Here is a 19,982-nt window from a genome sequence, read left to right on the forward strand (position 1 = left end):
CCCGTTGTTGTTCAGCTGAATTGGTTGTCCAGCGCATCTGGCAGTCCGCGGCGGTACGCACGCATTGCCAGCCCAGCGTGCCATATCGCCGAACCATAGGGTCGCATTGGAATACAAGTTGCCTGTATTGTCTCGGGTTATGACGGTCTTTCTCAGGCCAACGGTGACGCCCGGGCCCACGAGTATCGATCGCATTCGTGATGCCGCCGTGCGGACGCTGGCCGAGAAGGGTGTCGCCGCGACGTCGCTGCGGGCCGTCGCCGAGGAAGCCGGGGTCTCGATCGGCCTGGTGCAGCACTATTTCCGCAACAAGGCCGGGTTGGTGGCCGCCGTCGACGACTACGTGCTGCAGGTATTCGGGGAGATCATCGAGGCGACACCGGTATCGGAGATGACGAGTGAACATCTCGCGCAGATGGGTAGCCGGTTCTCCCAGTTGCTCTACGAATACCCGGACCTGGTGAACTACATTGCGCACGCGCTCGTCGAGGGTGACAAGATCGGATCCGTCATCTTCGACGGTCTGCTTCAGATCAGCGCCGCGCAGGGGGAGAAGTTGGCCGAGGCCGGCCTGACCAGCCCCGATCTCGATCCGGTGTGGGGTGCCCTCAACCCGCTGATCCTGCGGGTCGGGGCGATGATCCTACGGCCGCACATCGAGCGTCATCTTCCGGAATCGTTTGTGACCCGCACGCAGCTGCAGCGCTGGGATGCCGCGGTGACGGGGCTGATCCGCAACGGTCAGGTCCTCGACGCCGCCGCTGTTCCCGCAGCGTGCGATTGACCAATTGGCGAGCGTTGATCCCTGGTGCGGGTGTTCGTGGGGTATGCCCCACCAGGGATCAACGCGCAGTCACCCGGGCGCGGATCGGACCGCCCGGCACCATGGTGAACGGCACGGCCAGCGGGAAATCGGGGTCCAGAGCGGTGATCTGAACCTCCCTGATGATGGTGGCGATGGCCAGCGTCGCCTCCAGCATCGCGAAATGATCGCCGATACAGGACCGTGGGCCACCGCCGAAGGGCACGTATTGCCAGCGGTCGCGGTCCTTGGCGTTCTGCGGGCTGAAACGGTCGGGATCGAACTGCAAGGGGTTTGCCCACAGCGACGGATCGCGTTGCACCGACATGCGACCGAACACCAGCATGGTGCCGGCCTCGACCCGGTACCCGGCCACCTCCACATCCTTTGTCGCCCTGCGTGAGCCGGTCGGTCCGGGCGGGCACAGCCGCAGCGCCTCCTTGATCACCTGGACGGTGTAGCCGAGCCTTGCGACATCGTCGGTGGTCAGCCGCCGGTCCCCGATCGCGGCAACCTCGGCGGCCACCCGGTCCTGGATCTCGCGGTGGCGGCCCAACGACCACAGGGTGTAGGTGAGCGTGGTGGCGGTGGTGTCCTGCCCGGCGAACAGGAAGATGATCATCTCGTCCCGGATCTCGTTGTCCGACAGCGGCTGGCCGGTCTCCGGGTCGGTGGCGGCGATGAGAGCGTGCACCAGGGGAGCGTCCAGGGTGGGGTCGGCGCGGCAGGCGGTGATGATCTCGGCGGCCAACCGGCGGATGCCCTCGGTGGCCGCCCGGGCCCGTCGCCGCGCCGGCGTCGGCAGCCAGGACGGCGCCCGCAGCGGACGCAGCGCGCGGGCCACGGCGTAACTGGTCGCCACCCGCAGCGGTTCGGCGACGGCATCGGATCGCTCGTCGAGGTCCAGTCCCAGCACCGAACGCCCCAGCGCCCGCATGGACAGCAGCCGGGCCTGCCCGTTCAGATCGATCTCGCTGCCGCCCACCCAAGAGCCCGTGATCATTTCGGCAGCCTCTGCCATGTGCCCGGCGAACGAGTCGACGCGTTGCTTGGTGAAAACCGGTTGCAGGGTCCGCCGCCGCGGTAGCCACTCCTCGTGTGGCAAGACGAAAAGATTCCCCCCGATGAGGCTGCGCAACTGGGTGGCGACCGCGCTCGTCTTGTCGATGGAACCGTCCCGGACGCTGACGATATCGCGTATTCCCTGAGGTGAGGTGGCCACCACGATGGGCGGCATGAGCCAACTCGGGCCAAGGCTGAACCGGGTTACCGGACCGCCCGCATCACGCAGGATGTCGGTGCCGGTGTGGAAGTTACGCAACGCGTCCCGTCTTTGCCGGTAGGGCAACGGATTGAGCGGGGCGAGCGGTAGTTCGGCCACGGTCCGATCGTGCGTCACCTCGGGCAAGGACATACCTCCGTCGAGTCGGTCCCCACGCCCCCGTTGGATCGGTCCTAGTGTACGACTCGGATGAGTTCGCGCCGTGGCGCACGAGGATGACGAGGACAGCATGCCGATCGCTTACCGCGCACAGATTCTGGACCCGGCCGACCCCGCGGACAGCGAAATCCTCGACACGCTCCGGCGGGACCCGGGCATCGAACTCCTGGATCACCACGGCCGGCAACTGGCAAGCCTGGAAGGTCTGCGCCCGCCACCGGATCCGGATCTGCTCGCCGAGCCCGGCAGATGGGCGTTCTACCCGTGGCGGCGCGCCGCCGTGGCGGTGCTGGGGCCGCGCGGATTTCGGGCACTCCGTCTGGACCGCAATCGCAACAGCATCACCGCCGTCGAGCAGGATCGCCTCCGCGAACTCTCGATCGGAGTGGCGGGTCTGAGCGTCGGGCACATCATCGCGCACACGCTGGCCATGCAGGGGGTGTGCGGGAGCCTGCGGCTCGCCGATTTCGACGAGCTGGAACTGTCCAATCTGAACCGGGTTCCGGCCACGGTCTTCGATCTCGGGGTGAACAAGGCATACGTCGCCGCGCGCCGGATCGCCGAGATCGATCCCTACCTGCCCGTCGAGGTGTTCGACACGGGTCTCAATCCCGAGACGCTCGACGACTTTGTCGACGGTCTGGACATCGTGGTTGAGGAATGCGATTCGCTGCACATCAAAGCCGTGCTCCGGATGGCCGCGCAGCAACGGCGCATCCCGGTGCTGATGGCGACCAGCGACCGCGGGATCGTCGACGTGGAACGGTTCGACCACGAGCCGGGCCGCCCGATCCTGCACGGATTGCTCGGGCAGCTCGATATCGATCTGCTGCCGGGCATGTCCAATCGCGAGAAGATCCCGCACATCCTTCGGCATCTGGAGGCCGACCGGCTGTCGGCCCGCATCGCGGCCTCGCTGCTCGAGATCGACAAATCCCTGTCGACGTGGCCGCAGACCGCCGCCGACGTCGGTATCGGTGCGTGCGCGGTGACCGAGGCCGTCCGCCGGATCGGGCTCGGGGAGGAGCTGCGTTCGGGCCGGACCCGTCTCGACATCGGCTGGGCACTCGACCAGATTCATGAGCCCGAGATGAACCATCACAGCGGTAGTGACACCGAATGGACCGATTCTCCCGGTCACACAGCGACTTCGGTGGCTGCGCCGGGCGAACTCCTCGGCGATCTGGCGGTGGCGGCCATGCGGGCACCCTCGGGCGGCAACGTCCAGCCGTGGCGTATCGGCGTGCGGCCGGACGGGGTCGAGATCGGCATTGCGCCCACCTACACATCGACGATGGACGTCGGATTCCGCGGCAGCGCGGTGGCGGTCGGCGCGGCGCTGCTGAACACCCGCATCGCCGCGGCCGCGCACGGCGCGCTCGGCGAGGTCAGCGTCTCCGAGGACGCCGGCGGGGTGCCGCTGCAGGTCCGGTTGCGGCTCGGAACAGGCGCCGACGCCGACCTTGCCGGGCTTTTCGCGGCGATGATGGCGCGCGAGACGAACCGTCATCACGGCGAGCCGCATCCCGTCGATGGTGACCTCGTCACGGCACTGACGGCCGCGGCCGAACATCAGGGCGGGCGGCTCAGGCTGCTCACCGAGCGCGCCGACATGGAGCGGGCGGCAAGGATCTTCGCTGCCGCGGACCGGATCCGGTTCCTGACCCCGCACCTGCACGCAGAGATGATCTCCGAGCTGCGCTGGCCGGGTGACCCCGACCCGGACGCCGGTATCGATGTGCGCAACCTCGAATTCGACGAGGGGGATATGGCGGTGCTCGGCGTGCTGCGCCGCCCCGATGTGATGGCGCAACTGGCCGGGTGGGGCGCCGGCTCGGCGCTCGGTGACGATATGCGCGACCGCATCCTGGCCAGCTCGGCACTCGCCGTCATCAGCGTGCCAGGGCACAACCTGCGCGACTACGCCGTCGGTGGGTCCGCGGTGGAAGCGGTGTGGATCACCGCTCAGCAGAGTGGTGTCGGTGCCCAGCCGGTATCCCCGGTCTTCCTGTACGCGCAGACCGCCGAGGATCTGCACGAGCTGTCCCCGGCGTTCGCCGGTGAATTGGGGTCGCTGCAGCGGGAATTCGACGATCTGATCGGACTGCAGGCCGATGAGTCGATCGCCCTCACCCTGCGCCTGGCACACACCCCGCCGACCTCATTGCCCAGCCGTCGCAGCCGGGATCGGCTCGCGCTCGCGCCGATTCAGGGGGCCACCCGGTGAAACTGGATTTCGCACTGCGTTCGTGCGGTCTGCACGGGCACGCGACGTTCGCCCCGGACGAGACCGCACTCGCCGACCGGCTGCGTGTCGACACGCCGGTCGGGGAGGCATGGCGCTGCCTGCGGTGTGAGACGTTCGTCGTCGGGGCGCCCCGTGGACGCGGGCCCGCCGACACCGCCCCCGAGGTGCCGCGCGGACGGTTGCTGCGCGACCGGACACTGATGCGCCTGCTCGCGGTGGAGCGGGTGATCCGCGCGCTGGTCATCCTGCTGGTGGCCGCCGGGGTGTTCACTCTGCGCAGATCTCACACGGAGCTGCAGCAGAAGTTCGAAGCCGAGCTCCCGTTGATTCGGCCGTTGAGTGACCAGATCGGCTGGAACCTCGACGATTCCAAGATCGTCCAGCACATCGGCGAGGCCTTCACCCTGTCCGAGACCACGCTGCTGTGGATCGCCATCGGGTTGATCGCCTATGCCGTGATCGAGCTCGTCGAGGCGGTCGGGCTGTGGTCGATGAAACGCTGGGGCGAGTATTTCGCGGTGGTCGCGACGAGTGCCTTTCTGCCGCTGGAGATCTACGAGCTGACCGAGAAGGTGACCACGCTGCGGCTGCTGGCGGTGCTGATCAATATCGTTGCGGTGGTGTGGCTGTTGTGGAGTAAGCGGCTGTTCGGGCTCAACGGCGGCGGGCAGGCTTACCTTGCCGAGCATCACACCGAGAGCCTGCTCAGCGTCGAGCGTGCGGGCCTCGACAAAGGTTGATCACAGCGCGTCGCGGGCGTACTGCCGGACAGCCGATTTGGCGACCTTGCCGTTACTGGTCAGCGGTAATTCCGCGACGAAGTGCACATGCCGGGGCCGCTTGAATCCGGCCAGATGCGCCCGCACATGGGCGATCAGCTCATCGACGGTCGGCTGCGTCGGGCCGGGCACCACCACCGCACAGATGGCCTCGCCCCAGTACTCGTCGGGCACGCCGACCACGGCGGCCTGCTCGACGCCCGGATGCAGGGAGAGTACGTCTTCCACTTCTCGCGAGGACACGTTCTCGCCGCCGGTGATGATGACGTCCTTGAGGCGGTCGGTCACCACGAGACGTCCGCTGTCATCGATGTACCCGGCGTCGCCGGTGTGCAGCCAGCCGTCGACGGTCGCCGGCCCGCCGGGCCAGTACTGTGCGGCGACCTGCGCGCCGCGGACCAGGATCTCGCCGTCGGGGGCGATCCGGATGCTCACCTCGTCGTGCGGACGGCCCGCGCTGCGCAGCACCGCGGGATCCTCGGAGCGGTGATCGGACGGGCCGAGAAAGGTGATGTTGCCGCCGGTTTCGGTCATCCCGTAGCCCTGGTGGAATCCGACGCCGAGTCGCTCGACGGCACGGCGTAACAGATCGGCCGGTATGGCCGCGGAGCCGTAGGAGATATCGCGCAGGGTCAGCAGCTCCGCGGGGACATCCTCCAGATGCGCCAGCAGGCTGTGCAGCATCGTCGGGGCCAGCGAACACGAGGTCACGCCATGGGTGTTGACCGCCGCGACGAAGGCGTCGGGCCGGAATGCGGGCACCGGCAACACCGTGGATGCCGCGCTGTGGTGCACCAGCATGTTGTAGCCGGCGACATGGCACATGGGGAAGGGCAGCAGGTAGACCCCGCCCGCGCGCACCGAGCGGCCGGCGACCGTACCGCGCACCGCGGTGGTGATGGAGCGGTGGGTGTGCAGCACCGCCTTGGGCGCGCCGGTGGACCCGCTGGTGAACAGCAGCCACGCCGCGTCATCGGGCTGTACCGCGACATCCGGGGCCGTCGCCGAAAGTTGTTGCCACTCCGGTCCGTCGAAGGACATCAGTGCCTCGACCGTGCCGGCGAGTGGTTCCAGATAGCGGGCGTCGCCCAGCACGACCGCGGGCTGAATCCGGCGCAGCTGGTCGAGGTGCTCGGAGACGCTGAGCCGCTGATTGACCAGCGTGAGGATGCGGCCGCTGCGTGGCACCGCGTAGTACAGCCGGGCGTAGTCGGCGCTGTTGTCGGCGAGGACCGCGATGCGGTCACCGGGCCGGCTGCGGTCGGTGATCCAGGACGCCCGCTCGCGCACCTGAGAGTCGAACTGGGCGAACGAGACTGCCGTGCCGTCCGTGGAAATGAGCGCAGCACGATCCGGCGCGACGCCGGCCGCGGCGGTCACCAGGTCGTGGATACGGGCGATGGTCATGTGCCGGTGACGTTACGCACCCGGCGGGGTTCAGTCGGTGTCGGGCAGGATCAGCGAGAGCATGGTGTCGAGCCTGTCGGCCATCGCGTGGTAGCTCATCCCGTTGGTCTGCACCTGCAGCAGGGCGCCCCAGAACAGGGTTTCCACGGCGTCCAGCACCTCCGGCCAGGCGCCCATCCCGAGGGCGGCGGCGGTCCGGCGGTGCACTTCGGCGGCGACCCGGGCGCGCACCCCGGCCACCGCGTCGTCGCCGTCGCGCAGCAGTGCCCGCGCGCAGGCCGAGGCCAGCAAGGGTTCGTCGGCGAGCACCAGCGTCACGGCGCGCAACTGGGCGCTGACCCGGGCGCCCGCACCGGCACGGGGATCGATGGTCAGCGGCAGCTCGTACACCCGATTGAGGTACAGCTCGGCGAACATCGCGTCGATGGACGGAAAGTGCGCGGACACGGTGGACGGTGCGACCCGGGCCCTGGCGGCCAGTTCGGCGATGGACAGTTCGGCTCGTGCGTCGAGGATCGCCGCGGCCGCGCCGAACACCTGGCGGTGGGTGTGCTTGCGGCGGTACGCCGGATCCTGCAGATAGGTGACTTCAGCCACCACTGGGCTGGACATGTGTCCAAGGTATAGCGGTAGCCGAAGATTGGCAACATCAGCTCCCAAGACGCCATTGAAGAGCAATTATATGCCAACAACTCTCTGGCCGCGGCCTGAGAAGGTGGAAGACCGCTCCGATTCACTTAGGTCAATCGGACAAGTGTCCAGTATTCTGGGAAGAGTTCCGATGCCGAGCCGAGGGGGATGTCATGGCCTACGTGATCACGCAGAATTGCTGCAAGGACGCCAGCTGTGTACCGGTGTGCCCGGTCGACTGCATCCGGCCGGTGGGCGCGTCCGCGGCGGACATGCTCTACATCGACCCGGAATCCTGCATCGACTGCGGAGCCTGCTTCGACGAATGCCCCGTCGGCGCGATCCACTACGAGGAGGACCTGCCGGCCGGGCAGGAGCGTTTCAAGGACATCAACGCCGCCTACTTCGCGCGCCATCCGCTGGAACCGGACACCTCCGCGCCACCCGCGTCCCGCCAGGGTGTCACGCCAGGAGATCTGCGGATCGCCGTGGTGGGCGCGGGTCCGGCGGCCTGCTACGCCGCGGCCGAACTGATCGCCGTCGACGGGGTCCAGGTGAACCTGTTCGAACGGCTACCCACCCCGTTCGGACTGATCCGCGCCGGCGTCGCACCCGATCACCAGCACACCAAAGCGGTGGTCGGCATCTTCGAGCGCATCTTCGCCAACCCGCGGTTCGGCTGCCACCTCGGCGTCGAGATCGGCCGCGACCTCACCCACGAGGACCTGCTCGCACACCATCATGCGGTGATCTACGCGGTCGGTGCGGCGACCAGCCGCGAACTCGGCGTCCCGGGAGAGGATCTGCCGGGCAGTCATCCGGCCGCCGACTTCGTCGGCTGGTACAACGGGCATCCCGATCATGCCGACCGCACATTCGATCTGGGCACCGAGCGAGCGGTGATCGTCGGCAACGGAAACGTGGCCCTCGATGTCGCCCGGGTGCTGCTTATGGATCAGCAGGCGCTCGGTGCAACCGATATCGCCGAGCACGCACTGGAAGCGCTGCGTGACAACAGAATCCGGGAGGTGGTGATTCTGGGCCGCAGAGGTGTGGCCGACGCGGCGTTCTCGGTGGGCGAGTTCCTGGCGCTGGGCCAGCTCGACGGTGTCGACGTGATCATCGACGGACCGCTGGAAGACCCGGTCGATGACACCGACCTGTGGGCCACTCTGAAACTCAAGATCGCGCGCGAGTACGCGCAGCGCCCGGCCACTCCGGGGAACAAGCGGATCGTGTTCCGGTTCATGAGCACCCCGGTGGAGATCGTCGGCGACGAGAGGGTGCATGCGCTGCGGGTGAGCGACGGTGACCTTCCCGCCGGCCTGGTGTTGCGGTCCATCGGGTACCGGGGCGCTCCCGTCGACGGCCTGCCGTTCGACGAGGCGACCGGCATCGTGCCCAATATCGGCGGCCGCGTCGACGGGGCGCCCGGCAGCTATGTGACGGGCTGGATCAAACGTGGGCCGCGCGGGGTGATCGGCACCAATCGGACCTGCGCGGAGGAGACCGTCGCCCAGTTATGGCGTGACCACCTCGACGGTGTGCTGCGCCGTCCTGTCGCCGAGCCGGACCAGCTGCGGAATCTCTTGGAGGACAGGGGAGTACAGCCCATCGACTGGTCGGGCTGGCGGGCGATCGACGCCGCCGAACGGGAGCGCGGCACCTCGTTGTCGCGCCCGCGGGTGAAGTTCATCGGGATACCGGAGATGCGTACCGCCGCGCTGGGTGCGCCTCAATGAGCGGCGGGTGCGGTCGCGTCCTCGCGGAACTCGATGGGACGCGGCAGCATCCACCGGTAGACCGTGACGCCGGGCATCATGACGGGCCAGAGTAGGCCGAAGACGGCGCTGACGATGACCAGGGCGAGGTTGACGCGGTGGCCGGCGGACCGGATGACCCGCCAGAACCAGGCACCGCAGAATCCGCCCACCAATAGGTAGGCGGCCACCGACAGCGTCGAGATCCCCATAGGAATTTCAGCGTAGCGCGGGTGTGTCACAGGTTGTGGCAAAGCCTGCGGCAGTTGAGTGACGGTCGTCCCTACACTCTGGGCCATGGATGTCAGCGGCAGCGACGAGACGGCGGGCGCGGAACGCCGGCTCGTCATCAGGGTCAATTCGAACGCCACGATGTCTCGCGGCAAGGCCGCCGCACACGCGGTGCACGCGGCATTGAAGCTCTACGGCATCGAATACGACCATCCGGTGATCGTCATCGGCGGAAAGCCCGACGAGATTCTGGACCAGACCGTGCACATCCGCGACGCGGGCCGCACCGAACTCGAACCGGGCACCCTGACCGCGGGTGCGAGCTGGGAGTACCGGCCCCGCACCGAATGACGGTTACGGCCGGGTCAGCTGCGCGTACCGCGCGACATGGTGGTCGGTGGTTCCGAATTCGTACTGGACGGCGGTCAGGCGCTTGAAATAGTGCCCGATGGCCAATTCCTCGGTCATGCCCATGCCGCCGTGCAATTGCACGGCGTTCTGGCCGATGAATCGTGCGGCCCGTCCGACGGTGGCTTTGGCGGCCGATACCGCGCGGGCGCGCTGTGGTGGTTCGGCTTCCAGGTTCAGCACGGCCAGATAGACGGCGGCCACCGACTGTTCGAGCTCCATGTGCATGTCCACCATGCGGTGCTGCAACGCCTGGAAGGCGCCGATCGGCGTGCCGAACTGCTGGCGTTGCTTGCAGTATTCGACGGTGTCGGCCAACACCTTTCGCATGTTCCCGACGGCCTCGGCGGCCACCGCGGCGGCACCCTCATCGCGGGCCCGCGACACCGATTCCCAGGCCGCACCGTCGGTACCGAGCAGGACGGCGCGGACGCCGGACAGCTCCACATCGGCGGCCCGCCGGTCGTCGACGGTGCGGTAGCCGTGCAATGTCAGACCGGTCGCGGCATCGGCGAGGTCGATCAGGAACAACGACAGTCCCGCCCCGGTGGTCGCGGTGACCATCAGGTGCGTGGCCAGCGGGGCGTTGAGCACCGCGATCTTGGTGCCGTCGAGCACCCAGGTCTCGCCGTCGGCGCGCGCCGTGGTGGCGACGTCGCACCAGCGGTCACCGGACTGCGCCTCGGCGGCCGCCAGCGCGACGACGGCCTCGCCTCCGGCGATCTTCTCCAGCAGGGCGTCGGCGACCGGGTTCTGGGCCCGCTGCAGCAGCCCGCCGGCCACCACGACGGTATCGACGTAGGGCTCGATGACCAGCGCGTGGCCCAGCGCCTCGGCGATCACCATGATTTCGGTTGGGCCCCCGCCGATTCCGCCGACCCGCTCGGGCAGCGCGGCGCCCAGGATGCCGAGGTCTTCGGCGAAGGCGCGCCAGATCTCGGGCTGCCAGCCCGGGCCCAGTTTGGCCGCCGCCCGGCTGGATTCCAGGCCGTAGCGGGTGGACAGGAACTTGCCGAGTCCCTCGCGGAGCAATTGCTGCTCGTCGGAAAGTGTGAAGTCCATCTACAGTCCCAACTCTGCTTTGGCGAGGATGTTGCGTTGAATCTCGTTGCTGCCGGCGTAGATCGAGCCGGCCCGGTCGTTGAAGTAGCGCAGTGGTGCGACGGCCTGCCACGGCTCGCCGGTGACGTACCCGTCGGCGGGCGGAACGAAATCGGCGATCGGCCCGCCGGGGCAGGCGGCGTGCGGCTGGTAAGCGCGCCCGCGCGGTCCCGCCGCTTCCATGGCGAGTTCGGTGAGTGTCTGGCTCAGCTCGGTGGAGATCACCTTGAGCATGGACGAGGCCGCGCCGGGATGTCCGCCGCCGGCCAGCGCCGCGAGTACCCGGTACTCCAGGATCTCCAGCACCTCGGTGCGGATGCGGGCGTCGGCCAGTTTCCGGGAGAAGGCGGGGTCGTCGATCAGCACGCCGCCGGCGGGGCCGGGCTGCTCGGCGGCCACGGTGGCGATGTCCTCGGCCATCACCTGCAGCGCCGGGGCGGTCGCGCCGCCGCCACGCTCGAATTCCAGCAGGTATTTTGCCACCGTCCATCCGTCGTCGATGGCCCCGATGACATTGACCTTGGGGACACGCACCTCGTCGAAGAACACCTGGCTCTGGACCTCCTCCCCGGAGGTCATCACCAGGGGCCGGATCTCGATCCCCGGGGTGGTCATGTCGATCAGCACGAAGGTGATGCCCTGCTGCTTCTTACCGGTGCGTGAGGTGCGCACCAGCGCGAACATCCAGTTGGCCTCGGTGGCGTGGGTGGTCCAGATCTTGCTGCCGGTGCACACCAGATCGTCCCCGTCGTCGACGGCGGCCATGGTCAGCGCGGCCAGGTCCGATCCCGCCTCGGGCTCGGAGTAGCCCTGGCAGAAGAAGACCTCGCCGGTGAGGATGCGGGGCAGGTAGAAATCCTTCTGCTCCGCGGTGCCGAACTTGACGATCGCGTGCGCGACCATCCGGATGCCCATCGGGGACAGGGTGGGCGCCCCGGCCAGCTGGCACTCCCGGCTGAAGATGTAGTGCTGGGTCAGGGTCCAGTCGCAGCCGCCGTATTCGACCGGCCATGCCGGCGCGGCCCAGCCCCGCTCGTGCAGGATCGCCTGCCAGGCCAGGCTCGCCTCGTGGTCGCTGTACACGCTGGTCATCAGGCGTCCGGCCCGCTGGATGTCCGGCGTCATCGTGTCCGCGAGGAACTGTCGTACCTCGTCGCGGAACGCCGTGTCCGCGTCCGACCAGCTCAGGTCCATGAGTGCCCACCCTCTCCGTCTGCTGTCTAACTTAGATATATAAGTAGCAGTTTGGGTGGCCGGTTGTGAAATCCCCGGACGGCGACCCGCGGTGCGGCGCCTGACCTAGGGTGGGCCGGGCGTGCGTCGCCCCGCCGTCGTCGCAGGTCGAGGCATATTTATGGGTGATAGGGTGGGGTGTTGCCCCCGTCCGCGTCAGCAAACTCGAGTGAATTGCTGCGTGGACTGCATGCGTATTGCTATGCGCCGCTGTCGATGCATATCGCACCATGTGATGGGGCTGACTACGGCGCAGACGCGTTTGCCCTAGAAGACTTGCGGCGTGCCGCAATGATCACACAGCTATCAAAAGGTTGATAACGGAGTATGTGGGACGAGATTGTCGACGTGGTGTCGGTGGGTGCCGGGCCCGCAGGGCTGGCATGTGCGGTCGCCGCGGTGGATGCCGGGCTCGACGTGTTCGTCGCGCTGCCGGGTGCGGCCACGGCACCGCAGACCGACCACCCCCGCGGCTGGCTGCCCGCCGTCGCCGACGACGAGACCATGGCGTTTTTCGATGCGCTCGCCGAAGAGCTCCCGACGGTGGCGCTGCCCGGGGATCCCGCCGCGCTGCAGGTTCGGGCCCTGCACGAGATCCAGGTCGACACCTCCCGTCGTGCGCAGGTCGAGACCTTCGTCGGGGCGCGGCTCGGTACCTGGGCCGCGGGCTGCATCGCGTCGCCATACGGCGTGCTCTTCACCCGGGTGGACCACTGGCCCACCACCACCATGCGGGCGACGAACGGAACGTCATTCCAGGTGGCCGCGCTCGACGAGTCGCCGCCGACGGCAGCGACCTTCACCGAGCGGCTGGACGAACTGGTGGCCGAACGGGATATCGAGGTGCTCGCCGACCATCCGCTGCAGCGCATCGTGTTCGAGGAGGGCCGGATCGTGGGCGTGGTGGTCGACTCTGCCGATGGACCCTGGGCGGTGCGGGCCCGCGTCGGAATCGCGGTGACGTCGCAGCAGCCGGTCTCGCCGGACACCCGAATCCTCGATGTCGACAGTCGCATCGCGCTGGTCGGTTTGGCGGCCAGCCGGTTCGGCCGGGTCGAGGTGCTGAGTACGGCCGATGTGTCGACCGCCGCGGAGATGAATTCCGCCTAGTGCGGACCCTGCGCGATCAGCGGGCCCCGACGCCGTTGTCCGTCGTCACGGGTTCGACATCCGGTGCGCGAAGGCGGCGGCTTGGGTGCGGTTTCGGACGCCGAGTTTGGCGAGAATGGCACCCACGTGCCGGTTGGCGGTCTTGGGACTGATGTACAGCTCGGCGGCGATCTCGGCATCGCTGTGGCCGACCGCGAGGAGTTCGAGCACGTCGCGCTCACGGTTGGTCAGCCCGTGCGGATCGGCGGCGGTCGCCTTTCGGCGCGCGTCCGGACTGCGGCCGCGCAGCAGGGCGAGGCGTTGCTGGGCGCGCCGGGACACGGCACGTGCACCGAGGGCTCGGAAGGTCTCGAGTGCGGCCTCCACCGCGGGGATGTCGCCGCCGAGTTGAGCGATGGCCGCGTCGTAGGGGCAGCCCATGCGCGTCCACTCGGCGGCTGCCGCCTGCCAGTCTCCGCTGACCTCGTGACGGTAGGGCGTGACGGCGTCGACCGCGGGGCCGTCCGGCAGTGGGCCGCCGGCCAGGTATGCCCAGCGGCGCAGGTGGCCCACCAGCCAGGGATCGGCGTGCGGGCTGGTGGCCGCGGCCAGACCGGCCTGCGCCTGCGCGCGGGCGGTGTCGTCGTCGCCGGCGAGCCAGGCCACCTCGGCGCGGGCGGCCCACACCACTCCGAGGCGAAACAGCTCATTGGGCTCGGTCGCCGCCAGGGCCTCGTCCAGTAGACCGGCATCGGGTTGCTCGCCCCGGCGCGCGCCGATCAACGCCACCGTGATCAGCGGCATGATGCGCTGCATCGGGCCGGGTGACGGTCGCGTCAGCACATCGTCGGCGTACGAGCGGGCACGCGTCCACTCTCCGCGGTGCAGCGCACAGAGGGCGGCCGCGCCGGTGGCAAACGGAAGGAACACACCGAGATCGTGTGTGGTGCAGAAGGAGGAGACTTCGGTGATGTAGTTCTCGGCGCGTTCGTGGTGGTGGTGCAGGGCGGCGAACCAGCAGAGCGTCGCGCCGATGATGCCGCCGAGTTCGGTCAGTCCCTCGGTGGTCATGGCCTCGCGCCATACCCGTTCGGCCTCACCCCATCCGGTGTCACCGGATGTCACCTCGACCATGGCGACAGCGGCGCGTGCGCGCACCACAACGGCGGTCTCACCGGTCTCGATGCCGACGGCCATGGCGCGCATCGCATACTCGGTGCGCCGCGGGTCGAAATCCCCGGAGGCCAACTCGGCCATGTTGACCAGTGACCATGCCAACTCTGGGCACGGCCCGACACCTTCGAGCAGGCGTAGTGACGCGCGGCCGGCTTCGATGCCCTCGGTGGTGCGCCCCAGCATCCATAGCAGGTACGACACCAAGCGCAGGTTCTCTGCCTCCCCGAGGCGATCACCCAAGGCGCGGCGCAGCGCGGCCGCGTCATGGAAGGAAGCAACAGCGGCGTCGGGCAACCCGCTCAAATGGCTACTGATCGCGTGGTGCTCGTGCCATCGCACTTTCTGTTCGTCGGGTACGTCGTCGGCGTGGCGCAGCGTCAACGCGTACAACTCGGCGGCTTCGCGGTTGGCGCCCAATGCGGATGCCCGCTCGGCGGCGGCGGGCCCGTAGCCGATGACCGCGTCGGTATCGCCGGCCTGATCGGCGTGAAAAGCCAACGTTCCCAGCCCATCCGGGTCGACCGGCGGTTCGGTGAGGACGATCAGCGCTTGTTTGTGCAACATTCGGCGCTGGTATGCGGGGATCTGATCGAGCGTGGCGCGCCGGGCCAGCTCATGGCGAAATCCCACCGTGTCCGCGTCGGCGACCAGCACCCCGGCGTTCAGGCACTCCGCCAACCCCTCGGCCGCGGCCGGGCACACCGCGTGCACCAGGGCCAGATCGGCACGCGGCCCGCATACCGCCGTGGCGTACACGGTCTCACGCCCTGAGTTCGACAGTCGGGCCAGTCGTCCCCACACCGCCTCGGACACACTGCGCGGCAATGCTTCACGCGCGCCGGGACCGGCAGCCAGCACCTCGGTGACATAGAACGGATTACCACCGGTGAGCCGATGCAACACGGCGGCATTGGTCCCGGTTCCCGCAGACAACTCGGCCACCGCTGCTTCGCTGAGGGGTTGCAGCCCGATCCGGCTCACCGCCGCCGAGGTCGCCAGATCGCCGAGCAGCACCGCCAGCGGATGCTGCGCACCGATCTCGTCGTCGCGGTAGGACACCAGCAGCAGCAGCGGCAGCGAGGCGATCCTTCGGGACAGGAATCGCAACAGATCCAGCGTCGCGCCATCGGCCCAGTGCACGTCCTCGACGATGCAGACCGACGCGGTCGCGTTGCCGAACACGCCGACGAGTCGGGCGTAGATCGCCTCGGTGTCACCCGCATCGACCGCGGCGCGCAGTCCGGCGGCCTGCTCGCCCGACGTGTCCGCGAGCATGTCGACCAGCGGCCCCAACGGTCGCGGCGACGTCAGTGGATCACACCAGCCCTGCAACACACGCGCGCGCTGGCCCAACCCGTCGACAAACCGCGCGATCACCGTGGTCTTACCCACGCCGGCCTCTCCGCGCAGCAACACCAACCGCCCGGCACCCCGGGCAACTGCCCGTTGGGCTTTGTCCAGTTCGGCCAGCGCCGAACCTCGCTGAGAAGCCGTTCCCTCGGGGCCACAACCCTCCCGCCTCGGATCAATCCTCGGCCAGTTGGTCCCGGCCGTTGCGTTCTGACCACAACGGGTGACGCTTGATGTGCTGGGGTGGAGCGGTCGTGCACGGTACGACAGGAGTATGTGCGGCCAGCGCACCAGGTGCGTGAGCAGACCGCCATCTGGTCAGGATGCGGTCAAGAGATTAGCCCAGCCGGCCCGTGCATGCTCGCGAACGCGTGTGCGTGGCGGCAGGGACGGGTCGCGGCGCGACAGTGGTTGCGCGCCGAGCGTGAATCCGGATGTGGGCCAAAATGCGGTAATCGCCTCATGTGCGGCGCTGGTAGCCGGCGCACAGTGAACATGCGCGGCCCACCACGGGCATCGGCGAACCGTCATCTGGTCAGGATCCGGTCGAAAGCTCGGCCCGGCGGGTACGACGCATGCGCGACGCGGCACGGCACGTGTGGACGGATGCAGGGACGGGACGAGGGAAGGGACCCCGAAATTGGGATCGGTAGCGGCTGGGGGCTTGTGTACTTCCCACACCCGGGGCCGCGCACTGCGGCCCTCAATCAGAGAGATCACAGCATGAAGACCACGCACAGTCGAAAGCGGATCGTGGCCGGGGTGGTGATGTCGGCCGGTCTTGCGATCGCCGGTGTTGGGCTGTCCACCGGCACCGCCCAAGCCGAGGTTCCCCCGGACGGACCGCACACCTGGTGTCCAGGAGATCCCCCGGTGGAGACCGGGAACAAGCGGGTCAACCCGGTGATCTGGGATACCAACATCTGCCACGAATACTGGTTCGTCTACTTCGGGCAAGGCAACGTCGCGAACAACATCTGGGACGGGCCGAACCCGCCAGGGCCGCCGCCCGGTCAGGGATTCGTCCCGCCGCCGCCGATTCCGCCGGGCTGGTGCTGGGGTCTCTTCGCGCCGTCTCCCTGCCCCCCGGGCGTTCAGGGGCCGGTGCCGTAGCAGCTTGCCCGGCCCGACGTTGCGGACAACCAGGTATGTGGGTCCGCCAACGTGGCTGCGTCGGCGCCGAAATTGGGGTGAATACCTCATGCATCGGAGCGGACGCATCGGGCACAGTACCCGTAGCGCGCGCAGGCCAGGTGCCTGCGCGCGCTACGCACGTGACCATTCGACGCAGAGACCAAAGGGGTTCCGTGGATACGACTTTCGACACCCGACGACGACATCGTGTGACGCGTCGCGCGGGCGCGATCGCCGGCGCGCTGGCGTTTGCGGTGTCATTGCTCACGGTGCCGGCCGCCACCGCGCAACCAGGGCAGAGCCCGCACATCACCGGCATCGAGCACGTCAACGACCGGTGGGACAAGGTGTCGGTGTTCTCGCCGTCGATGAACAAGGTGATCGTCAACGATGTCTACAAGGCGGCGCGCAGTGGGTCGCCCACGTTTTATCTGCTGCCCGGAATCGACGGTGGCGACAATCTCGATCCCGGTGGGCTCTGGGCGCCGGGTACCAAGAGCTGGTTCGGGATGGCCGACATCCCGGGCTTCTTCGCCGACAAGAACGTCAATGTGGTGTCTCCGCTGGGCGGGCAGTTCAGTTGGTTCACCAACTGGGTGGCCGACCCGGGTAAGCAGTACCAGACCTACATGACCCAGGAATTGCCGCCGCTGATCGACGCCGAGTACAACACGAACGGGCGCAACGCCGTCGGTGGTCTGTCGAGCACCGGGGGCACCGCGGTCGACTACGCGATTCAGGCTCCCGGGTTGTATCGGGCCGTCGGCTCCTACAGCGGGCTGCTGACCCCGGCCGCCAATCCGCAGCAGGTCGGAATCACCCTGATGGGTGGCGGCGCCAGTGCCGACGCGATGTGGGGTCCGGCGGGCGGTCCCCTGTGGGTGGCTCACGATCCGTCGCTGAACGTGTCGAAACTCGCCGGTGTCGCGGTGTATGTGGCGGCGTCGGGGTCGGGCAATGTCGGCGAGGTCGACAGGCTGCCGCCCGGCTTCGGTCCCAATATCACCGGCGGTCTGATCGAGCGCATTGTTGCCGAGAGCACCAGGGTGTTCGCCGACAACGCTGCGGCAGCCGGTGTCCCGGTCACCTACGTGGTGCGTCCCGACGGCTCTCACACCTGGGGCCTGTTCGAGTCGGAGATGCAGGAGTCCTGGAACACCACGATCGGCCCGGCCCTCGGGGCATAGCTCACAGAGTGTGGTTGGCGGGGCCGGCTAGGAGGTGCCGGCCGAAAAGTCCACCGACACCCGGCCTCGCCTCAGCAGTGCCTCCATCTGGTCACTGGCGATCGGGCGTGACAGCAAGAACCCCTGGGCGCGGTGACAACCATGCCGCAACAGCGTGATCGCGGCGGTCTCGGTCTCCACCCCCTCGGCCACCAACTGCAGGCCGAACGCCTCGGCCAAGGCGATGATCGCCCGCACGATGGCCAGATCTCCCGGGTCGGCACCCAGATCGCGCACGAAACTCTTGTCGATCTTGAGGGCATCCACCGGGAGCGACTTCAGCAGCGACAGCACGCTGTAACCGGTGCCGAAGTCATCGATGGCGACCTGCACGCCGACCTCATGCAGCTTGGCCAGCGTGATCCGGGTGACGTCGATGTCCTGCACCACAATGCTTTCGGTGATTTCCAGGCATACCGAACCTCGGGGCAGCCCGAACTCGCTGACGATCGACGCCACCGATTCGGCGAACCCGTCCGCGACGAGCTGCACCGGTGACACGTTGACCCGCAGCACGGCGTCCAGCCCGAAGCCGTTGGCCCGCCAACCGGCGAAGTCCGCGCACGCCGTGCGCATCACCCAGCGGCCCAGCTCGCCCGCGAGATTGATGGATTCGGCGACGCCGATGAACGAGTCCGGGGCGAGCAGGCCGCGGGTGGGATGCTGCCAGCGGACCAGTGCCTCGGTCGCCAGGACCTTGCCGGTGCGCATATCGACCTCGGGTAGGTAGCGCAGAAACAGCGACCCGGTCTCGATCACGCTCTGCAGGTGTAGCTCGATGTCGTTGCGGAACTCGCTCTCCAGCGATATCGCGTTGGAGTAGATGGTCACCTGGTTGCCGCCGGTACCTTTTGCGGTGAGCACGGCCTGATCGGCGTGGCGGAGCAGATCCGAGGTGGTGTCCTGCCCGGGGATGCCCAGCGCGACACCGATGCTGACCGTGCGGGTCACCATCTCGCCGTCGATAGGAACCCGCCTGGACAGCACGGCCTGTAACCGGTGGGCGAGTTCCTCGGCCGCGGCGGCACCGGTGGGGGAGGCGGGGACCACCACGAACTCATCGCCGCCGAGGCGGGCGATCATGCTGGGGCCCGAGGCCAGTGCGAGCCGTTCGGCGAGCACCCTGATGAAACGGTCTCCCGCTGAGTGGCCGAGGTAGTCGTTGATGGCCTTGAGCCGGTCCAGGTCGAAGAACAGCGCGGTGACCGGGCCGGGTTGCCCCGGCTTGAGCCGGTCATCCAGATGGGCCATCAAGGCCCGGCGGTTGTGCAGTCCGGTGAGGTCATCGTGCTCGGCCAGGAACCGCAGTCGCTCCTCGGCGTACACCCGGGCCTGCACCTGAGTGAACAGGGACGCGATGGCGGCCAGCGCATTGAGTTCCTCGGCGGTCCACTCCCGGTCGCCGGCCTTGGCGAAGCCGATCACCCCGGTCGTGACGTCACCGGACAGCAGCGGCACACAGGCCGTCGTCGTCGTTGCGTCGGGCCGGAAGACCACGGGCTCCTTGAGATGTTCGGCCAGCGCGAAAACCGGTTCGGCGTCGGCGAAGTAGACCAGCTCAAGCGGGTCGGGCCGCACCTCCTCCGTGCGCGGAGGCCACTCGGCGATGAGCCGAGTCGCGTGGATGCCGTGGTCGTTGTGCCGCAGGAAACTGAAATCGACATCGAAGTATGTGACCAGTTCGGCCAGCACCTGCTGGCTGACGCCGGTCGCGGTGGCGGCGTCCACGGCGATCAGGCGAGTGGCGACCGCGGTGACGACGAGTTCGAGGCTGCGGGGCACCTAGACCTCTCTGTGTGGCGACACCTGACGGTGCCGCGTGGCGACGCACGGGCGCCGGCGGGCGTCCGGACAGCCTGCGAAAAGTGTATTCCAGACGTCGCCCATGATTGGTGCCATCCCATGGGTCCGACGTTTCGTGGTCTGATCGAACGATCCGAACGGCAGCGCGCCCGCCGGTCGGATGA

16 protein-coding genes are annotated in these 19,982 nt (G+C 68.1%); 8 read left to right on the plus strand and 8 right to left on the minus strand.

Annotation, left to right across the window (positions count from 1 at the left end):
• Positions 1 to 139: 139 nt before the first annotated feature.
• Positions 140 to 784: a TetR/AcrR family transcriptional regulator gene (locus tag C6A86_RS09150; RefSeq protein WP_105366076.1), complete on the plus strand. Its 645-nt coding sequence runs from the start codon at positions 140 to 142 to the stop codon at positions 782 to 784.
• Between the two features lie 58 nt (positions 785 to 842).
• On the opposite strand, the gene C6A86_RS09155 is transcribed toward C6A86_RS09150, so the two are convergent.
• Entirely contained in the window at positions 843 to 2,216 is a 1,374-nt protein-coding gene (locus C6A86_RS09155) for a cytochrome P450 (RefSeq protein ID WP_105366077.1), read from the minus strand.
• A 97-nt stretch (positions 2,217 to 2,313) separates the two neighbouring features.
• Here C6A86_RS09155 and C6A86_RS09160 point away from each other — a divergent pair, with 97 nt between their 5' ends.
• Both C6A86_RS09160 and C6A86_RS09165 read left to right on the plus strand, forming a co-directional pair.
• Positions 2,314 to 4,470, plus strand: coding sequence for an Rv1355c family protein (locus tag C6A86_RS09160; RefSeq protein WP_105366101.1), 2,157 nt, complete (start codon positions 2,314 to 2,316; stop codon positions 4,468 to 4,470).
• Positions 4,471 to 4,472: 2 nt separating this feature from the next.
• Positions 4,473 to 5,231, plus strand: coding sequence for a DUF2127 domain-containing protein (locus C6A86_RS09165; protein ID WP_105366102.1), 759 nt, complete (start codon positions 4,473 to 4,475; stop codon positions 5,229 to 5,231).
• Here C6A86_RS09165 and C6A86_RS09170 read toward each other — a convergent pair whose 3' ends face one another.
• Complete coding sequence (locus tag C6A86_RS09170) at positions 5,232 to 6,677, minus strand: AMP-binding protein (protein ID WP_105366078.1); 1,446 nt, start codon at positions 6,675 to 6,677, stop codon at positions 5,232 to 5,234.
• Between the two features lie 30 nt (positions 6,678 to 6,707).
• The gene (locus C6A86_RS09175) at positions 6,708 to 7,289 is read right to left on the minus strand and encodes a TetR/AcrR family transcriptional regulator (protein WP_105366079.1); all 582 of its coding nucleotides are present in this window, start codon (positions 7,287 to 7,289) and stop codon (positions 6,708 to 6,710) included.
• 191 nt (positions 7,290 to 7,480) lie between these two features.
• On the opposite strand from C6A86_RS09175, the gene C6A86_RS09180 reads away from it, so the two are divergent.
• Entirely contained in the window at positions 7,481 to 9,049 is a 1,569-nt protein-coding gene (locus C6A86_RS09180) for an FAD-dependent oxidoreductase (RefSeq protein WP_311101092.1), read from the plus strand.
• Here C6A86_RS09180 and C6A86_RS09185 read toward each other — a convergent pair.
• On the minus strand, positions 9,043 to 9,279 hold the full coding sequence (locus C6A86_RS09185) for a hypothetical protein (protein ID WP_105366081.1): 237 nt from the start codon (positions 9,277 to 9,279) through the stop codon (positions 9,043 to 9,045). The two genes, C6A86_RS09180 and C6A86_RS09185, sit on opposite strands and share 7 nt — an antisense overlap.
• Before the next feature lie 85 nt (positions 9,280 to 9,364).
• On the opposite strand from C6A86_RS09185, the gene C6A86_RS09190 reads away from it, so the two are divergent.
• On the plus strand, positions 9,365 to 9,649 hold the full coding sequence (locus C6A86_RS09190; protein WP_105366082.1) for a hypothetical protein: 285 nt from the start codon (positions 9,365 to 9,367) through the stop codon (positions 9,647 to 9,649).
• Positions 9,650 to 9,652: 3 nt separating this feature from the next.
• Here C6A86_RS09190 and C6A86_RS09195 read toward each other — a convergent pair whose 3' ends face one another.
• Both C6A86_RS09195 and C6A86_RS09200 read right to left on the minus strand, forming a co-directional pair.
• Entirely contained in the window at positions 9,653 to 10,768 is a 1,116-nt protein-coding gene (locus tag C6A86_RS09195) for an acyl-CoA dehydrogenase family protein (RefSeq protein WP_105366083.1), read from the minus strand.
• Entirely contained in the window at positions 10,769 to 12,001 is a 1,233-nt protein-coding gene (locus tag C6A86_RS09200) for an acyl-CoA dehydrogenase family protein (protein ID WP_105366084.1), read from the minus strand.
• Positions 12,002 to 12,367: 366 nt separating this feature from the next.
• Between C6A86_RS09200 and C6A86_RS09205 the strand changes: the two genes are divergently transcribed.
• Positions 12,368 to 13,150: an FAD-binding protein gene (locus tag C6A86_RS09205; protein ID WP_105366085.1), complete on the plus strand. Its 783-nt coding sequence runs from the start codon at positions 12,368 to 12,370 to the stop codon at positions 13,148 to 13,150.
• A 45-nt stretch (positions 13,151 to 13,195) separates the two neighbouring features.
• On the opposite strand, the gene C6A86_RS09210 is transcribed toward C6A86_RS09205, so the two are convergent.
• Complete coding sequence (locus C6A86_RS09210) at positions 13,196 to 15,835, minus strand: AAA family ATPase (RefSeq protein WP_311101217.1); 2,640 nt, start codon at positions 15,833 to 15,835, stop codon at positions 13,196 to 13,198.
• Positions 15,836 to 16,378: 543 nt separating this feature from the next.
• On the opposite strand from C6A86_RS09210, the gene C6A86_RS09215 reads away from it, so the two are divergent.
• Together C6A86_RS09215 and C6A86_RS09220 are read left to right on the plus strand one after the other, a co-directional pair.
• Positions 16,379 to 16,768: a hypothetical protein gene (locus C6A86_RS09215; RefSeq protein ID WP_105366087.1), complete on the plus strand. Its 390-nt coding sequence runs from the start codon at positions 16,379 to 16,381 to the stop codon at positions 16,766 to 16,768.
• Between the two features lie 230 nt (positions 16,769 to 16,998).
• Positions 16,999 to 17,976 carry an alpha/beta hydrolase family protein gene (locus C6A86_RS09220; RefSeq protein WP_233213250.1) on the plus strand — a complete coding sequence of 326 codons (978 nt, stop codon included), beginning with the start codon at positions 16,999 to 17,001 and terminating at the stop codon, positions 17,974 to 17,976.
• A gap of 27 nt (positions 17,977 to 18,003) precedes the next feature.
• On the opposite strand, the gene C6A86_RS09225 is transcribed toward C6A86_RS09220, so the two are convergent.
• Complete coding sequence (locus C6A86_RS09225) at positions 18,004 to 19,797, minus strand: bifunctional diguanylate cyclase/phosphodiesterase (RefSeq protein WP_105366088.1); 1,794 nt, start codon at positions 19,795 to 19,797, stop codon at positions 18,004 to 18,006.
• Positions 19,798 to 19,982 lie beyond the last annotated feature (185 nt).

It is taken from the genome of Mycobacterium sp. ITM-2016-00316 (assembly GCF_002968335.2).
Lineage (GTDB): Bacteria > Actinomycetota > Actinomycetes > Mycobacteriales > Mycobacteriaceae > Mycobacterium.

Bases quoted from the DNA above. Each gene is read 5' to 3' on its own strand.
- C6A86_RS09150 (WP_105366076.1), top strand. From the start codon at position 140: ATGACGGTCTTTCTCAGGCCAACGGTGACGCCCGGGCCCACGAGTATC.
- C6A86_RS09155 (WP_105366077.1), bottom strand. From the start codon at position 2,216: ATGTCCTTGCCCGAGGTGACGCACGATCGGACCGTGGCCGAACTACCG.
- C6A86_RS09160 (WP_105366101.1), top strand. From the start codon at position 2,314: ATGCCGATCGCTTACCGCGCACAGATTCTGGACCCGGCCGACCCCGCG.
- C6A86_RS09170 (WP_105366078.1), bottom strand. From the start codon at position 6,677: ATGACCATCGCCCGTATCCACGACCTGGTGACCGCCGCGGCCGGCGTC.
- C6A86_RS09175 (WP_105366079.1), bottom strand. From the start codon at position 7,289: ATGTCCAGCCCAGTGGTGGCTGAAGTCACCTATCTGCAGGATCCGGCG.
- C6A86_RS09180 (WP_311101092.1), top strand. From the start codon at position 7,481: ATGGCCTACGTGATCACGCAGAATTGCTGCAAGGACGCCAGCTGTGTA.
- C6A86_RS09185 (WP_105366081.1), bottom strand. From the start codon at position 9,279: ATGGGGATCTCGACGCTGTCGGTGGCCGCCTACCTATTGGTGGGCGGA.
- C6A86_RS09190 (WP_105366082.1), top strand. From the start codon at position 9,365: ATGGATGTCAGCGGCAGCGACGAGACGGCGGGCGCGGAACGCCGGCTC.
- C6A86_RS09195 (WP_105366083.1), bottom strand. From the start codon at position 10,768: ATGGACTTCACACTTTCCGACGAGCAGCAATTGCTCCGCGAGGGACTC.
- C6A86_RS09200 (WP_105366084.1), bottom strand. From the start codon at position 12,001: ATGGACCTGAGCTGGTCGGACGCGGACACGGCGTTCCGCGACGAGGTA.
- C6A86_RS09205 (WP_105366085.1), top strand. From the start codon at position 12,368: ATGTGGGACGAGATTGTCGACGTGGTGTCGGTGGGTGCCGGGCCCGCA.
- C6A86_RS09215 (WP_105366087.1), top strand. From the start codon at position 16,379: ATGAAGACCACGCACAGTCGAAAGCGGATCGTGGCCGGGGTGGTGATG.